11 protein-coding genes are annotated in these 17,333 nt (G+C 32.4%); 4 read left to right on the top strand and 7 right to left on the bottom strand.

What is annotated here, in order from left to right; genetic code table 11:
• Nucleotides 1-721: 721 nt before the first annotated feature.
• The 7 genes from DRF58_RS15935 to DRF58_RS18625 form a co-directional block, all read right to left on the bottom strand.
• Nucleotides 722-1,825: a Fic family protein gene (locus tag DRF58_RS15935; RefSeq protein ID WP_116036843.1), complete on the bottom strand. Its 1,104-nt coding sequence runs from the start codon at nt 1,823-1,825 to the stop codon at nt 722-724.
• Between the two features lie 232 nt (nt 1,826-2,057).
• The gene (locus DRF58_RS15940; RefSeq protein ID WP_245955526.1) at nt 2,058-5,021 is read right to left on the bottom strand and encodes a DEAD/DEAH box helicase; all 2,964 of its coding nucleotides are present in this window, start codon (nt 5,019-5,021) and stop codon (nt 2,058-2,060) included.
• A 288-nt stretch (nt 5,022-5,309) separates the two neighbouring features.
• Nucleotides 5,310-6,311 carry a PDDEXK nuclease domain-containing protein gene (locus DRF58_RS15945; protein WP_116036845.1) on the bottom strand — a complete coding sequence of 334 codons (1,002 nt, stop codon included), beginning with the start codon at nt 6,309-6,311 and terminating at the stop codon, nt 5,310-5,312.
• 634 nt (nt 6,312-6,945) lie between these two features.
• Nucleotides 6,946-8,175, bottom strand: a complete 1,230-nt coding sequence (locus tag DRF58_RS15950) for a type II toxin-antitoxin system HipA family toxin (RefSeq protein WP_116036846.1) — start codon at nt 8,173-8,175, stop codon at nt 6,946-6,948.
• Complete coding sequence (locus tag DRF58_RS15955; protein ID WP_116036848.1) at nt 8,172-8,477, bottom strand: helix-turn-helix domain-containing protein; 306 nt, start codon at nt 8,475-8,477, stop codon at nt 8,172-8,174. The genes DRF58_RS15950 and DRF58_RS15955 overlap by 4 nt, the downstream gene beginning before the upstream one ends.
• A gap of 369 nt (nt 8,478-8,846) precedes the next feature.
• Entirely contained in the window at nt 8,847-9,764 is a 918-nt protein-coding gene (locus DRF58_RS15960) for an IS982 family transposase (RefSeq protein ID WP_379883771.1), read from the bottom strand.
• A gap of 105 nt (nt 9,765-9,869) precedes the next feature.
• Nucleotides 9,870-13,646, bottom strand: coding sequence for a YecA family protein (locus tag DRF58_RS18625; protein WP_116036849.1), 3,777 nt, complete (start codon nt 13,644-13,646; stop codon nt 9,870-9,872).
• Between the two features lie 175 nt (nt 13,647-13,821).
• Between DRF58_RS18625 and DRF58_RS15970 the strand changes: the two genes are divergently transcribed.
• From DRF58_RS15970 to DRF58_RS15985, 4 genes are all read left to right on the top strand, one after another.
• Nucleotides 13,822-14,796 (top strand): hypothetical protein, encoded by a 975-nt coding sequence (locus DRF58_RS15970; protein ID WP_116036851.1) that lies wholly within the window; start codon nt 13,822-13,824, stop codon nt 14,794-14,796.
• Between the two features lie 12 nt (nt 14,797-14,808).
• Nucleotides 14,809-16,098 carry a hypothetical protein gene (locus DRF58_RS15975; RefSeq protein WP_116036853.1) on the top strand — a complete coding sequence of 430 codons (1,290 nt, stop codon included), beginning with the start codon at nt 14,809-14,811 and terminating at the stop codon, nt 16,096-16,098.
• A 30-nt stretch (nt 16,099-16,128) separates the two neighbouring features.
• Nucleotides 16,129-16,869: a hypothetical protein gene (locus DRF58_RS15980; protein ID WP_116036854.1), complete on the top strand. Its 741-nt coding sequence runs from the start codon at nt 16,129-16,131 to the stop codon at nt 16,867-16,869.
• A 143-nt stretch (nt 16,870-17,012) separates the two neighbouring features.
• On the top strand, nt 17,013-17,333 hold a 321-nt coding region (locus tag DRF58_RS15985; RefSeq protein WP_245955530.1), incomplete at its 3' end, for a phage integrase N-terminal SAM-like domain-containing protein.

Below are 17,333 nucleotides of genomic sequence, written 5' to 3' on the forward strand. Positions count from 1 at the left end.
ACAAATAATCTGGGGTACAAAACCGCAAAAAGACGAATAACAATGGAACTTCGAGATATGATTACGGCTATTTTAATCGTTTTTGCAGGAGGAGACCCTACAAAAGTTTTTAAAACCAAAACATAAAAAATGGCCGGATTTTTTTTCCGACCATGACTAGCTTTTCAGCCTGCTTTTTTTGATTTTTTCTAAATCCAACTAGTAGTAATAACGATTTATTACATTTTATAAGTTTTTTTTGATAACTAGTTTTAATGATGTCTATTTCCCGATACAGTATCTATAGAAGTGTGTATTAGTGGTGGTTTATACAATACGAGGTGTACAAAAGTGGTACACAATTAAGATGCTGCAACATCTTTTTTTTCTACTTTTCCGCACGAATCTCGTCACGTTAAGTACTTGTAAAACAGTATTTTACAATGTTTTATGATAAAATTTAAATGCACATTTGTACTACTTTTGTACACCTCCAAATTTATAAGTTAATAAAAATCAAATAGTTAACATTTCCCGAATGCTACAGTGATAATTGATACATTTCGCCTGTACACCTCAAATTTTATCAATTTTAAGGAAGAAAATAATCTGCAATTCTAAAAGTTACTGCTCAAATTTAATATTAAACCTTTTTAAGTAATTGACTTTTTAATTCTCAAAAGGAAATCATAATACCGCTTCTTAATAGAAGTTTGATGGAGAATCACTTTATCACATTTATTTACAAGTTCAATTTATAAGAAATTGAACGACCTCCACCCGATTTGAGAAAAACTCCAATTTCGGAAAGATGTTGTAAATCTCTTGTTGCAGTGGCTTTAGAAATTTTATTAATAGAAATATACTTTTTTGCATTCATTCCTCCAACAAAAGAATTTCCTCCCATTTCTGTCATTTTCTGAATAGCTTTTAATTCTCGTTCGTTAAGTTGACTTTTAAATTGATCAAAAAACAAAGTTTTCTTTAAAGTAAAAAGTGCTTGATTTTTAGAATCCAGTAAAGCATCTTGCAATATTGAACAAAAATAAAGCATCCAGCTACTTACTTCAAGATTTCGCTGAGCCAGCTTTAATTCTTCATAGTAACGGCTCTTATCCTTTTCAATAGACTTTGAAATGCTAATAAAAACAGGTGTTCCAAGTTTCTCGGACAAGGCTTTTTCTGCTAAAGCACGTCCGATTCTCCCATTTCCATCTTCAAAGGGATGCAGGGTCTCAAAATATAGATGCGCTAACGCCGAAAGCACAATACCTTCTCCGATTTTTCCAAAGTCGTTCACTTCAAAGTCATTATACCATTTCAAAAATTGTTGTATCATCGCTGGCAAATTCTCAGAAGGTGGAGCTTCATAATGGATGATGAAATCACCAAATTTACCCGACACCACTTGCATTGGCTCTATTCCCCTTCGAAATTGTCCTGCATTAATTCCTCTTTCATTTTCCATTAAGATATGATGCCATTCCAAAAGTATTTTTTCGGAAATTGGCTTGTAATAGCTGTTTTGAACTTCTATCATCAAATGTGCAATGGCATTTGCCTTTTTGTTCCGGTTGTTTTGGTGGTAATCTTTGATGCCTAAATTGGCTTTCAGTGAGGACATCACATCTTCTCGACTAAAATATTCGCCTTCAATTTCTGATGTTTTTAGTGCTTCAGAAAGCATTACTTCAGCAAATAAGTCTTGTTTATTTTCTTCAGAAAAGCCCATCACAATTCCATTTATTTCTCCCAAATCGTGCGCAAACTGTTGAATCAGCGGAACGATTTTTTGCTTATTAAATACGAATTTCGGGAAATCTTTAGATTGCCAAATATATTCCATGAGGTGATTAAATAACTTATTTGGCTCAAATATACTAAAATTTATGAGCCGATTAAAAACATTAATCGGCTCATTATGATATGTTTTAATAAACACAGCATAATTTTAACTATCAATACTTATTCATTTTAAAATTCTCTTCTTTATGCAACACTTTTCAACCATTGTAGTTGTTGAAACTAACAACTTTATACTTAAAGTTGATATATTTATAAAGTATTACAAACTGCATCTAATTCAACCGTTCCTCCAACAGCCCTTTCCAAGTTGAAAACCCCTTATTACTGTCCGAATAATCGTGTATTATCCTTGAAAAGTTATTTGGATTAGTTTCCAAATAAGCTTGTCTTCCTTTTTCTTTTATAATATTGAGTTCTTTATCAATTTGTTTTATGGTGTCTATCAATGCGGATTTGCTTTTTTCTGAATGCCAAATATAGGTTGCTTCTTCGGTATCTAAAGTTTCTAAAACGATGTGATAGCTTTTAGTTCCTGCTAACAAAAAGACAAATGAGAAAGGCTGTAAAACAAACCGAACTTTCATTACACTTCGTTCGTGTTTGTCAGCTAAAAACTGAATATGTTGTGAATGTTTGTATTGCTTTCCTTTTAACAAATCCTCCAGAATACTTTCGGGATTCGTATAAATATTTTGATTATTAGGAAACTCATTCGTTGTAAGAATATTTTTTTTTGATATAGGAATTTGACCAATGAAGTTTTTATTCAGAAATTGAAACTTTACGCTTTCAATAAACTCTTTATTAATGTTTTCAATATCGGCAGAAGTTGCAATTTGTGACAAGATTACTCCATTTTCTACCTCTGCATAAATTTCAATATTAATAGATTTTGATTTTAAAACCTTAACAAAATAAGGTTTAAGAACTTCAAATTCCGGTCTAAATTCTTCATTATCAATTTCAAAATTAAATCGTTCGCTGCTTTCTTTATCATTGTATTCAAAACAAATATTACCGTATCTGAAATCCAAATCTTCTATTGCAATTTTGATTTGTTTAGTAATGTTTACACTTTGTCTTTCAGGAATAAACTCGGTTGGTTCGTCAAATAAGCTTGCTTGTTTAGCTATTTGACGATAATAACTGTTCCGTTTTAAAAACAGTTTGTTCAGATAATCAATTTTGACGTCCCGATAATCATAAATAGTAGGATTGACTTCCGAACGTTGCACTCGACCTATATATTGAATTAATTTCCCTTTGAATGAAAACGGATATACCAAAAATAGAGAACTGATATTGGACAAATCCGAACCTTCCCCAAAATATTGTCCTGTAGTAATTAACACCTGAAAATTGCCTTGCTGTAAGGTTTGCCATTTGGATTTCCTGTTACTTTCGGAATCATCCCCGCTTAACGTAATAATTTCATAAGATTGCTTCAGGAAAAGATAAAGCGTATCAATATGCTCTTTCCTTTCAGTGATAATGATGACTCGTTTTTCTCTGGAAAGTTCTGTTCTTATATCATTCAGAATAAGTTTGTTCCGTCCTGAATCGTGAATCAAAATTTTTGAAAGGGTTTCAAAATTGTCTATTTTTGAATTAAATGGCACATCCAAATCGGTAGTTCGAACAATGATTTGAGCGTGTTTGAAGTTTTCAATCTCGTTGCTTGTAACTTCTGAAATCACATCACCCAAATAAGCAAAAATAAATTTGTCGTCATTATATTTTCTGAATGGTGTTGCCGTCAAACCATATAAATAAAAAGTTTCAAGTTTTTTAATCGTATTACGGAAAGTTTCCGCAGGAATATGATGACATTCATCTACTAAAATAGTTCCGAATAGATGTTGGATTTGATCTATTTGTTTTGGTAAACTCTGAACCGTAGCAATGGTGACTTGATTTCCGATCTTGGATTTTCCTTGACCGATAATGCCGATTTCGTGTTTAGGAATCCCGAGAAATGCCTGAACTCGTTCCTGCCATTGTTCCAACAATTGTTTGCGATGTACAATTATTAAAGCTGGTTGTTTTCTATCCGCAATAATTTTCAAACCCATAATTGTTTTGCCCGAACCGGGTGGAGCAACTATAACTCCAAAATCCTTTTTTGAAACGGTTTCTAAAACTTTATCTTGATGATTTCTCAAAGTTGCATTGAATGCGAAATCAATTTCTTCTTTCAGTCTTCTCTGATCTTGAAAATCAAAATCCAAATTTTGTTCTTTACAAAACCGAAGCAACTTCCCGATAAAGCCGCGTGGAATGATGATTTCATTTTCTGTTTCCTCGACGAGCTTAAAATAACGTTCCGTTCCAAAAGTGTTTTTACCTGATTTTTTCTTGATAAAGAATTCTGAATTGGCAAAATTCAACTCTTCTTTGAGAAAATTAATTAATGGAGTTGTCAAGCCATCTCTTTGAATACGGATATTTTTTTGGAGTGTGATTGATAGTTTTCCGTTATCGCTTTTAAAAATTGGTGAATTTTGTGTTGTTGAAATTTCCTGAAATAAATTATCCAAAACATCAATGCAAACTCTTTCAATTTCATTCAAAAATTGCCATTGATTTGAATAAGGTTCAAAAGTTTCCGGATTAATGAAACAACTATTTCCGTTTTCCATCGCAGGTTTGAAAAGTGGTAATGCAATCAAATTACCCAAACCTTTCCCTGAAAGAAAATCCTGATTGGGAAATAATCGGTCAAAACTTGAACTTTTATCAAGCATTGAAAATACACCCACTTGTTCCAAAATCGAAATAAAAGTCTTTCTGCTTCTAACGGACGGATAAGGTTTGTCAAAAAATATCCAAACGTGTCCGCCATTTCCAGAACGAGAACGCTCCAAATAAGCAGGAATATTTTTCTCTTTGCAGGCTTTTAAGAAACTGACTGCTTCCTCATTCCAGTTCTGTTTATCAAAATCAGCGACTAAAAACCAAGAAGTATTATCCTTCAATAATGGATAGACACCAATTTGCTGAATGCCATTTAAGTGTTTTTGAATTTCATTATCGGTAAGTGGTGAAAAATTTTTGTGCGGATAATTTGAGAAAGTACCACCATTAATTTTATGTGCTCGAAAATGATATGGGTCGTATTGATAAGCAGGCATATAACCTGACTTTCGTGATTTTTCCCAGCGAACGGCGAACACGTCCTCTCTTCCTTGAAATAAGGAACGGAAAATGTTTATTTGCACGTTAGGATTATTATTCATAAAAGTTTAAATGATGTACACTTTTGAAAGTTTCTAAAAAAATGATTTTGACCCTCCGATTCTTTCTTTCGTTGTACATTCAACAAAAATGTAATTATCATCATTAATAAAAAAGAAATCAGATGTTCCTTTACTTTTTTTTCTTTGCATTGGGCGAACCGATAAATTTGTTCCCTTCTAAGTGCAACAAATGATTTATTAAGGTCTGAAAATTCGCCTAATTAATTGCTTGTAAAGCATTTTCTATTTGAGTTGCAGTATTCATTATTTTGTATACTAAATTCTCTCTTAATTTTCGTCAAAACTTTCCAACTCTTTATTTACTTCATCTAGTAATTGTTTTTCCGTTGGTAGATACAATTCATACTGGCTTGCAAAAATTTGTTTTTGATTTTCGGGCAAAGTGAATTTTACAACTGCATCGTTTTTATTGGCACAAAGCAAAATTCCAATAGTTGGATTTTCATGTACCAGTTTTTCTATTCGGTCATAATAATTAACATACATCTGCAATTGTCCAATATCCTGATGGGTAAGTTTGGTTGTTTTGATTTCGATGATTACAAAGCATTGTAAAATACGGTTGTAGAAAACTAAATCTACAAAGAATTCGTCACCTTCAATATGTATTCTTTTCTGTCTTGCTACAAATGAAAAGCCGTTACCTAATTCTAACAAAAAATCTTGTAAATGCGTAATAATGGAACTTTCCAAATCTCTCTCGTAGTAAGATGCTTCTCTTTTCAAGCCAAGAAACTCCAAAAACATGGGGTCTTTTATGATTTCTTTTGCGTCAGAAGGTTGCTTCTCATTCTTCGCCACTGCCAAAACACTTTCTTTATCGTTACTCAACAAAAGTCGTTCGTAAAGACTGCTGTAAACTTGTCGCTCCAATTGGCGAACAGTCCAATTATTTTTTACCGTTTCAGCAATATAGAAGTCAATTTTATCTTGACTTTCAAGTCTTATAATGATTTTATATTGGCTCCAGCTCAATTGCGAATACAGTGTATTCGTATTTGGGAAAGTCCGATAAAACTGACGAAAAAGTTCTATTTGTCTTTTGGAGAAACCGCTGCCATATTCTGGCTCTAACTCTTCAGAAATATATTTAGTGAGAAACTTACCATAATCTGCACGTTCTTTACCTTGCTGTTCTTCTTCAAAAATACGTTTGCCTATATGCCAATACATCAAAGTTCGTTGATGATCAACAGCACGGATAGCATTGTCTTTTGAATGAGCAATAATATTTTTTATATCGCTTATTATAGATTTATTTACAAGCATTTTTTAGATATAGCATTTTTAATTGAGAGATTATAAAATTATGAAAAGAAAGCCATATTATATAATTTTACATTCCAAAAATCAAGTATTAAAGGATTTACAAAAATTTATATTAGTCCTCTTAAATCATTATTCTTAAGGGTAATAATCACTTACTTGTTTTATCTTTTACTCGAACTTCTATATAATCAAGATAATTTCCCAAGGATTTGTTCAACTAAACAATTTCTTCTAAAAATAGGGGATAGAGTTTTTATTTTCGCTGAAATCTTGTGCGCCGCCCGATACAGTATCTATAGAAGTGTTTATTAATGGTGGTTTACATAGATTGAGGTGTACAAAAGTGGTACACGATTAAGATGCTGCAACATCTTTTTTTTCTACTTTTCCGCACGAATCTCGTCACGTTAAACACTTGTAAACCAATATTTTACAATATTTTATCTTAAATTTAAAAATTCATTTGTACCACTTTTGTACACCTCCAACCTTATAAATTATTGTAAATTAGACAATTAACACTTCCCGAATGCGACAGTGATAATTGATACATTTCGCCTGTACACCTCAATTTTCATCTATTTTTAGAACGAAAATAATTTAAAATTCTAACAAGTATAGCTCAAATTTTCTATTAAAATGTTTTAATTAATCTACTTATCAATTCTTTGTTGGATTTACTAACTCCAAAATCTTCTGATAAATTTGACCATTTACGAAGTGCAGAAGTTGTTTGCTCAATAACATTCTCTATGAATTCTTTTGATAGTTTAGCTTCCTTTCCTAATTTAGTAAGATGTTTGACGGTAATATTTCGTCCTTCTCCCATTACCATAGTGCTTTGTTCTCCACCTGGTCCAGATGAGAAAGTAAGGTCGTAAGCGGGTGATAATTTCCATTCTCCAAATTCATTCATCAGAAACGAAAAATTCTTAGCATGGTCGTCTCTATTGTGCGCCATAACATTGAAAACTGCTAACCGAAACATTTTTTCTACTTCTCGAATGTCTTTGGTTAAAACACTCGTCAATGATAATAAATCTTCATAATCAAGAGACGGAAACCTAAAATTACTATGAACGAGTCCACTCACCGTATGCATATGGAGACGCTTATTTCCTTCTCTATCAAAACGCTTTACAGCAAAATAGCCATTACCTTTTTGTGACGGAAACAAATGGACTTCAGGCATTTTAATTCCTGCATCTACAGCCATTAAAGCGTAAATGTATTCTATTGATCCAGCATCTTTTCCATCTAATGAGTTTGGAAATTTCACCATCCAAGGTTCAAAATTATCGCTTAACAAATTCGCTCCGTAGGATATATTTTTTCTCTCTGCATCAACGCCGATCAATGCTTTTGGTCGTGCTCCAGCAGAGGATCCGTTCAAAGCCAAAAGTTCTGCGATCACTTCTTCTGAATCACCTTGCAAAACGTCTTCTGTTTGAGTAGCCAACACGTCCAAATCAATCATCTCATTACTACTATCTGGACTTTGATCCGGCTCATAAATCAATGCGCCCATACCGTGCAATCCAACGTACGCTAAACGGTCAAGTGGTGAAATATCAGATGAAGAAATTCCTTCCGAGCGAAGCATACGATCAAAGAGCAATCTTCCCCAACCGTCGGGCAAACTATCATTGAAAACACCAGCCAAACCTTCGAAAGGATCTCTTGGAAGCTCTATTACGTCTCGTTGCAAAGGAAGTTTTATAGGTGAAATTTCTAAATTGGTTTGCAGAAATTCTTCATCGTATTGAAAATAGATGATGCCATTACGAATTGCCAAACGTCCAACGGCTTGAATTCTAAAACCAAAATTCAATCCTACTTTTATTTCTTTGATGGCTATTTTCATTTTCTATTTCCTCGTTTTTTAATAGACTTTTCCTCTGATTTTAATACATCATCAATAGATTTAAAATTGTTTTCTTTCGGTTTTAAAGCATCAACCATTTCTTCTAAACCACCAACAACAGAAAGCAATTTTAAAAATGAATCTAATGAGATCAAGCCTTTTTGTTCAAATTTTCTGAGAGTTGGTAAAGGAACACCCGATCTTTCGGCCAAACCTTCCTGTGTCAGATTCATTTGCAATCGTCTTTTCCGGATATTATCAACTAATTTTTTTTGAACCTTCGAAATGGAAATAAATAACATAATAGTAGTATTTATCGTTATAAAATGCTTATAAATAATATTATTGTATTACAAATATAAAGAATTTATTGTTAAAATTGACGTACAATTCAAGTTAATATTTATTCCAACTCAATTATGCATACGGTGTATGCAGATTTTCTAAATTCTGTAAAACTGACAATAAAAGTTGATTTGTCTTTCCGAAAAACCATTTCCAAACTTAGGCTGTAGTTATTCTGAAAGGTATTTGATAAGAAATATAATATAGTCTGATTAACGTTTACTTTCTTGCTCTTCTTCAAAAATACGATTTACCTGCATAAAATGAGTGCTTTCTTTACCCCTTACTTTTGTTGGAAAAATTTGATATATTAACCTGAGTTCGGGTTAAGCGAAGCTTAAAAATAATTGACCATCATTTACTTTTTTCAAGTTTAATGATGGTTTTTTTGGGAAAAAGCAATATGCCGAAAGACTTCCTAAAATATTCATCATAAAATTATTCACGCTTCGATGTCTGGTGTGTTCCACTTGGCAGTGATTCTTTAATTCATCATTTATCGTCTCAATGATGGCTCTTTTTCGGAGCAAAATCTTGTCTTCCATTTTCATGATATGATTTTTCATATTCTTACGAAGCTTTGTGAAAAGCTGGATCCCATCAGCAAAAAGCATCTCCCAAAGAGCCTTGGAAAGATATCCTTTGTCGGCAAAGAGTTTTCCAAAAAGCTGCTCTGTCATTTTTTTAATATGTTTCGGATTTCGGTCATCAACATTCCCTTTCGTTAAATAAAAAGATAGAAGTTCTCCTTTTTCATTACAAACCAAATGCAGTTTAAACCCATAAAACCATCCCGTTGAAGATTTTCCGCGTTCTGCCAAACCTTTGAAAACTTTATGACTGTGGATTCTTTGGTTTCTGCAAACCTTCAAAGTTGTGCTGTCCATAAAGCTAATTCCCGTGCATTTACCCAAACATTTTTCTTTCAGAAACAATGCAAAAACTACAAAACTTCTTTGCTGAAGTTCTATAAATCTATTGTAGGAAAAGGCTTTTGGAAACAAATCTTTCCAGTAGCCACACACTATTTCCCGGTAGTAATGCTTAAATGTTTTGTGTGCACCCAGATGAAAACCGATCATGATGGTAATGATTTCGGAATCAGACATCATAGATCTTCTGTTTCTTCTCTTCTTTTGATCTCCCAGCGCCTGAAACTTCATTTGTTTGATTTGGGAATCAAATTCTTTACAAAAATCATCAACTTGTACAAAAATATTTGTAATTTGGTCTTTCAAAATCATAAGCAATAGTTCGTTTAAACATTTGAATGTTAGATACTTAAATGTACGAATTATTGCTTTTTATTGCAAATTTATTTTCAACTCTTATCCCGAACTCAGGTTATATTACAAATTACTTTTAATAATATCTTTAAATTTATTAAACGAAAACACTGGAAGAGGTAATGTTTCTTTTGCGAGATAAGCTAGCGGCATTTCTTCAGATGCCAAGATAATAGATTTTATCTCGTAATCTTCTTTAAGTTTAAGAAATGCCTGGAGTAACTCCGGATGAGCCTTTAAAAATATATCTCTATTGACATGTTTGATGATCTTTGCTTTTTCTTTCTTGCCTTCACGTCCTAAGTAAAGATCTAGTTCAACCTTCATCTCGTGAATATTTCTTGCGCCGACAATATTTTTACATTCGAGGGAGTAAATAATCTTATGGCTATGATCGATCGCCATAACATCAACATCTCCATAGTCCTTATCGGCAATAATATGACCGCCTGCTTTAATTTTAACTTCATATGGAATAACCTCAAAAGTCGTATTGTTTTTTAACCACTCTGCCACCTCATTTCTATACGGAGTGCCTTTCTCACCTAGTATCTTTCCTATAAATGCACTCATTTTTTCAGATGCGCTCTCAGGAATTTTACCAGTGAAAATTAGGAAAATTAAATTATCATAAAATGCTTTAATATGGCGGTAACCAAACAAGAAAGAGCCACCACGATCACCATTTTCTATATAGGCCAATGGTCTTCTCAGGTATGAGATATTACGCCCATATCTCCATGGAAAAATATCTTGCGCAGTGTAACCTGCAGGAGGTACACCAATTCCTTTTCTTTGCAAAAGAGTCATCATTTCAAGCCCCTTTTCTATTCTTTGTTTGCATCTGTTAGGCAGCTTGGCTAGAAGAATATTGAAAATTTCTTCTTTAGAAATTATTGAACAAGCTTCGACCCTACTAAATCCATAATCAATTAAAGCCCCACTAATTTCTGCGATCTCGGTTAGAGTTATTCCGAATTCATTTTCAAAAGCAGCATCCAGTTCTCTTGTTTCATCATCCTGTTCATTATCAGTCTTATATTTATGAACGTACTTCTCGTCAAAATTATCAATATAGTTGGATATGAGTCCCTTGCTACGTGAATAAGCAAATGGCGAAATCACTTCATTGTAAAAATTTTTATCTGTCCCAATCCTTCCAGAACTAAGAAGTCCCATTTCAGGATCTGATATTCCCATTCTCATTCCTTCACTTATTGCGCCCCAGGTAGTAAGCTGATTTGTCAATGCAATCAATATACCTAGATCTGCGTAATTAGGCAGCAAATTACCTTTTGGAGAAATCGCAGAAGTAAATTCTATCAATGTACGAATAGAATGGGCTGTAGGTACAAGTTTAGAATCTGCTTCAAGTATTTCTCTTAATTCCTCCTCAAATTCAATAAAACAGGATATTTTGGCTGGTGTTCTTATCTGACGAATTTCTCTTGTATAGACACAGCGTTCATTCCATTTGATGAGCCAAGTTAGCAAATCAGTTACATTAAATCCTGAAATTATATTTGTCAATTCATCAATCAAACCCTTTACAATATCATCACATAGCTTGATCTTTTGTTTTATATCGTGAATCTTTTCAGGAATAACATAGTTGGCTGGCAGATAATTGACCAAATTATCAAGTACAAAGGAAGTATCAACATCTGAAATATAGTGTTCGGGTGGAAGATTTCTTTCATCAAGTTCAACATTTGCAGCTACGTCTGTAAATAGAATCATCTTTGCATTGTCAGGTTTCAACTCATTATCGACCATCATATTGATATCCTTGTATGTTAATAAAATCTGCTTACCAGCTGCGGTAACATACTGAACTATCCCCTTTAGAACGGCTATGACCAACATTTTTTCACCTAAATTATCATTTCGGGCAATTAAATAAAGAAAATTCGTGGGTATAAACACCTGAATTTTTGGAGGAGTTATTGTTATATTGAACTCAACACTTTCGGGTTCAATATCCTTGATTTCAAACTCTACACCATTAATAAATTTTTCATCAATGATCAATTCTATTTCAAACTGAACAAAATCCTGTTTGTTTATTTCATCTCCCAGATACGGATGAAGTCTGAATAACCAAAACATAATTGCTTCAGCAAATTCTGACACTAATAGTCCACTGTTTTTTTGGTAATTAGTAATCCAAATTGGCATTTTATAGCACTCCAAAACTTGCTTGTAATCAGGAAAAGACTTGTACTTGAATGAGTAAATTGGTGCATATTTCCTATTTCTAATAACTGGTACAAAACCAAACTGTTTTTCGTAAGTAACCATCTGCGTCAAATGTTCGTCTAAATCAGATCTAACCTCCTTTATAACTTTTAGATCACTTCCATGTAAATATGTCAGCATGGTTCCTTTGGAATACCCTACATCGGAATTAAGTAGGGAACCACTATTGCCTCTATAAAAGCCATAGAGATTCAGCAAACCAGCAAAATTAATAATCTTGAAGCGATTCCCCGTCTGCTTATGCACAGAAGCAAATTTCCACAAAGTAAGAATATCAGAGTTATTGTCGTAAGCAATTGTTTTTAATTCATTAAAGGTCAAAATTAGATGTTGATCACCATCATTAAGCTTAGGAATAGAAAACAGGCAATCATTTCCAGTCTCTGATAAAACTACTAAGGATAAAGTTTCAAAAACTTCTTTTTCACCAATAGATTTAAGATGTTTGACCACAGCGGAATTCCTTCTATTGAGTAAATCACCAATCTGACCATTCTTAATTTTTTCGCGAGCCTGCACCAGATCCACTACACACAAATATCCAAACTTCTGATTATCGAACTGAAATACAGTTTCTATGGTTGGTAGTGATGTAGAGTTTTCAGAAAGCTCAATATCTGTCATTTTCCAACCCATGTAATCAAGAGCAAGATGAGCTTCCAAACTTTGATGATTGACCATCTGATTAATTAAAACATCATAGCATCCAAAAGCTTTCGCCTGTCTATGTATAAAAGATATCAAACTGCTAACTACTGTAGTAGGCATATAAAAGATATAGTCAGAACCCTCCTTTAAAAGTGGCTTAGTAGAAACGACATTATTCTCAGGATCATCATCTTTTAACTGAGGATCATCAAGATCAATAACAAATTGCTTAATAATAGAAATATCGAAGTTAAAATGATTAGCAATTTTCTCAAGATAAGCACTGTCAAAAGTACATAGCGAAGGATACTGAATAAAATCTTCATATGCAGGTAGATAAATGACTTCAGAAAAAGCAACTTCTTCGTTTCGTTTATAATCAAGATCAACAGCAATTTGATTGCTTAAATAAAGTAATATCCCTGCTCCACTGTAGACAATTTTCTTAAAATCTTCAGGCAATGAATTTTCACCTGTCAAAATTACGGTTAGATGCTCATTCAATATCGAGGAAGCATTTCTATACACACCAGGAAAAACAATTTGATTTCCTGTGCTAAACAATATATTTTCAGTAAATAAATTATAAGGTTCTTCAGAATTTGAGTTACCGTGATCACTTACTGCTTTGATTAATTTTTGCCAAGACATAAAGGGTCTATCATCATTTTCAGGCATCAAATCAAGCACCTCTCTAGCCATAATTTCTACATCAAAATTATGCCCGTGATTCTTAGGTATAGTCTGAAGGTAAGCGAGAAATTTTAATATGGGAACTCCACGATACGGCTTTATCATTTGACGAAAGTCAGTTTTTGTAAGACTCGTCTGGATCTCGGAAGCCGAAAATTTGTGTCCAAGATGACACTTTTTATACTTCTTTCCGCTACCACAAGGGCAAGGGTCATTTCTGCCTACTCTAATTTTACCCATATAATTTTTAGTAACTTCATTTATTCATATAAATTTAGTAATTATTGGGAATAAGTTATTAAGTATATTTACGTAATATCAATTAAGTCATTTTAGAATATAATGATATATTATAAAAAATTTCGAAAGACTATTTTTGTAATCTTCAATAAAAACTATTTAATCAAATATACCTATGAAATTCCAGCTTCCTCCTATCGAAAATTCGACAGATTTTGAAGATTTAATTTGTGACCTATTTAATTTACAAAATGCAACAGAAAGTTTCAAGAAGTTTGGGAAGCAAGGCCACAAGCAGAAAGGAATTGATATTTTTTCTGTCGAATTAGATACTGTTATCCAATGTAAGAAGAAAGATCTTTCAAGAAAACAGTCATTACTTAAAAAAGAATTGCTTAACGATATTGAGGAGGATGTAAAAAAGATAATGATCAATGATTTAAGAATCAAATTTAATAGATTGTATATAGTTACTACTTTTGAAAATCATCCAGATTTTGATGAGTATTGTGAGGACATTAAGGAAATGTATGATTGTAAGTTCGATATTACATTTTGGGGATGGAATACCATACAGGATCTAGTTTTAAACAATGAAAGCTTATTGAAAAAATATTACCCTCAATTTAGATGGACAACCGCAAATGAAGAGGAAAGCTTTTTAAGAAATCAGGCTTTGAAAAACCGTATAAGAAGAGATTTTTCAGATTGGCTCAACTACCCTCTTAAAAATCGAAAGAGAAAATCAAAAATGCTGATTCGAAAGTTTAACGATAAAAGTTACCCGTATAGAAATGAACCTAATGAGTTTGGTGAATATGATTGGTACAACGCAGGATTGTACCAAACTTATGATAAAGGTTTAGAATTTATTCTTAGTACACACGAAATTATTTCATTACCAAATAATAAATGGAGATTTCTCAAACCTGAAGAGAAAGCAAATGCAAATAACTTTATTGTTTCTAAAATCGGAAAAATCAATTATTCAGAGATTATCGATTACGATATTGATGGTAATGAATATGGTCTTCATCCCCACTTCTATTGTAAATTTTCATACAGTGGTACTCCGTATGAGGAAATATATTATGTTGATACAGATAAAATATTTAATAGATTTGAAATTATTAACCAAGAGAACGGATAAAATTTATTTATAATGGATAGTCAAATTAGAGGAACCGAAGGAGAAGAATTTGTTAATCAGTTAGCTTTCTCAACATTTTTTAAGTATTGGTGTTATCCAAGTCCAAAGTTGGAAAATGGTAATAAAAAAGAAATCTGTGATTTACTAATTATTTTTAAGGATATAGCCATAATTTTTTCAGTAAAGAATTATGAATTTAAGGGTAATCATAATCGTTATTTCAACAATACTATTTCCAAAGCTACGAAGCAAATCAATGGGGCTTACAAAACTTTATTTTCAAGGGATGAAGTTCGAATAAAACATCCTGATAAACAATTTGAAGAAATTTTCCCTAAAGATTCTATTAAAAAAACTTTTAGGATCATAGTAAACTTAGGTGAGAATGTCAAATTTTATCCATTCAGCTCAACAACCAATAATGGTGATTTTATAACATTGTTTGATAGAGACTCTTTTGAAACAATTACTAGAGAATTAGATACAGTCCCGGACTTTATTGATTATATTGAAAAAAGGGAAAAGCTTTTTAAAGATAAATTTACCATTATTCTTCCTGCTGAAGAAGATGACTTTTCAGTTGAAACGCAGAAAGAATTCTTTTCAATAACAGAAAATAGCTTTGACAATAATACAAAAACAGTCCTACTATCAGGCACTGAGAAAGATTTATTAGCTCACTTTTTTGAGAATAAGAGAGAGTTTCCTGATATTTTAAATGATGAAACAGTAAATGGATTCTATTTAGTCATAGACAATAAATGGAATGAATTTATTTCAAAAAAAAGATTTGAAAACAAAAAAGAAGCTGACAAAATAAGTTATTTCGTCGATGGATTTGTCGAAAATGAATTATTAATAAATATTACTCCATATAGAGAAGCGTTAGCAAAGCATTTATTATCATTTGATAGGTTGACAAGACGCTCACTAGGGGAGAGTTATTTTGATTTTCACACTAACAATGCTAATAATAAAGGATTACGTTTCGGAAGAAGGCTGGTAGACTTCGGAGAAATAGGAATTTTATTCACGAGTTATACAGAAGAAATGACTGATGAGATGTTTACTACATTTAATAATCTGGCCGTTGAATCATTTAATGTTTATACTCACTATAAATACCCAACCATTATTCTAATATCAACAAATAAAGACCACTTTTTAAAGTTTGGCTTAATTGAAAATATAAAGCCCTACACAAAAGAATATGAGGAATTAGTAAAAAACGATATAAAAACTTTAGGTTGGTTTACTGATTTAACAGAAGGAAAATTTACAAATCAGGAATTCCCCGAATAATGTTGTAAATGAAAGAAATTAAAAATACAAATGAAAAACGATTTCAATTATATAAGAAATAGGATTTCCGAACATAGTATTGATGAACTCTTAGAATACTCATATAATTTGCTTGAGAATCAAAAGAAAGAAATATTTCCAGTTTGGTATGTTTTCATTCTAATGAAGTGGACAATCATATATGGCGGAAAAAAAAGACCATCAAAAATCTTGACTATTAAGAAATTTGGAAATATTTACAACGCTATTTCAAATTTCAATCAAGATCATATAAGTCAATTCATAAGAACTGGGGATGTTGATAAAGGTTTTCAAATTTTATATAATCAGCAATTTTATCTCCAGAAGCAAGTTTACAAGGATATATTTTACACTCAGTATGCGCTGTTTTATTGTATTAAAGGGAAATATGATATTCAAAATTCCTTTGTACAAAAAACCGGGCTATCGGTATATGACTTTTTATATGTACTTCAACTTTTCTGGTTGTATTTAAATATGGACGTCTTAGAGAAAGACAATGTTTCTTTCAAAGGATATATTGATTCCGATTTTGTGAATGTTGCAAAAGAAATTATAGGTGAAGAAAAGGTTCTTAGTTTCATTAAACTATTAACACTGCATCCTTTCAATGCAAACAAGGGAATAAATGATTATAGGCATAAAATTAGAGATGAAGACTTACAGACTATGGAGATGTCATTTTTCACAATGTTTCCCTTCCAACTATTTAAAAATCAAGTAAGGTTAGTTGAACTAAACCTTCGGTAGCTTTCTCAGCGCCATATTTAGTTACTTTGTAAAACTAATTAAAAAATCAATAGAATGGCAACAAAAAAAAGAGTTTAGAAGAGCTCAGAGAAAACAAAATCATCAATCAGGCAAAGCGCGAAGTTCCGGGATTTGCGGAGCTTTTGCAAAGGTTTGAACGTACGGTTTCGGTGTTGGGAAGAAGCCAAAGTACGTTTCAAAATTACTCCAGACACGTGGCTGCGGTGTCGCTACATTTCGGGAAAATTCCTACAGAATTGGATTCAGATCAAATTCATGATTACCTCTTTTACCTTCAGAAAAAATCTAAATCGCCTTCGCAATCGTATTTTAAACACACGGTTTACGGACTTCGTTTTCTGTTGAAATCGGAAGGTTTGAGCTATGATTATTTGAGTCTTCCGGAAATTAAAAGAGAGAAAAAACTGCCTGTAGTGCTTAGTAAACAGGAGGTTTGGCAGATG

The sequence above is a fragment of the Epilithonimonas hispanica genome (assembly GCF_003385395.1).
Classification (GTDB): domain Bacteria; phylum Bacteroidota; class Bacteroidia; order Flavobacteriales; family Weeksellaceae; genus Epilithonimonas; species Epilithonimonas hispanica.

Excerpts from the sequence above, each read along its gene's own strand:
- DRF58_RS15935 (WP_116036843.1), bottom strand. The coding sequence starts at position 1,825 with ATGGAATATATTTGGCAATCTAAAGATTTCCCGAAATTCGTATTTAAT.
- DRF58_RS15940 (WP_245955526.1), bottom strand. The coding sequence starts at position 5,021 with ATGAATAATAATCCTAACGTGCAAATAAACATTTTCCGTTCCTTATTT.
- DRF58_RS15945 (WP_116036845.1), bottom strand. The coding sequence starts at position 6,311 with ATGCTTGTAAATAAATCTATAATAAGCGATATAAAAAATATTATTGCT.
- DRF58_RS15950 (WP_116036846.1), bottom strand. The coding sequence starts at position 8,175 with ATGAAAATAGCCATCAAAGAAATAAAAGTAGGATTGAATTTTGGTTTT.
- DRF58_RS15955 (WP_116036848.1), bottom strand. The coding sequence starts at position 8,477 with ATGTTATTTATTTCCATTTCGAAGGTTCAAAAAAAATTAGTTGATAAT.
- DRF58_RS15960 (WP_379883771.1), bottom strand. The coding sequence starts at position 9,764 with ATGATTTTGAAAGACCAAATTACAAATATTTTTGTACAAGTTGATGAT.
- DRF58_RS18625 (WP_116036849.1), bottom strand. The coding sequence starts at position 13,646 with ATGGGTAAAATTAGAGTAGGCAGAAATGACCCTTGCCCTTGTGGTAGC.
- DRF58_RS15970 (WP_116036851.1), top strand. The coding sequence starts at position 13,822 with ATGAAATTCCAGCTTCCTCCTATCGAAAATTCGACAGATTTTGAAGAT.
- DRF58_RS15975 (WP_116036853.1), top strand. The coding sequence starts at position 14,809 with ATGGATAGTCAAATTAGAGGAACCGAAGGAGAAGAATTTGTTAATCAG.
- DRF58_RS15980 (WP_116036854.1), top strand. The coding sequence starts at position 16,129 with ATGAAAAACGATTTCAATTATATAAGAAATAGGATTTCCGAACATAGT.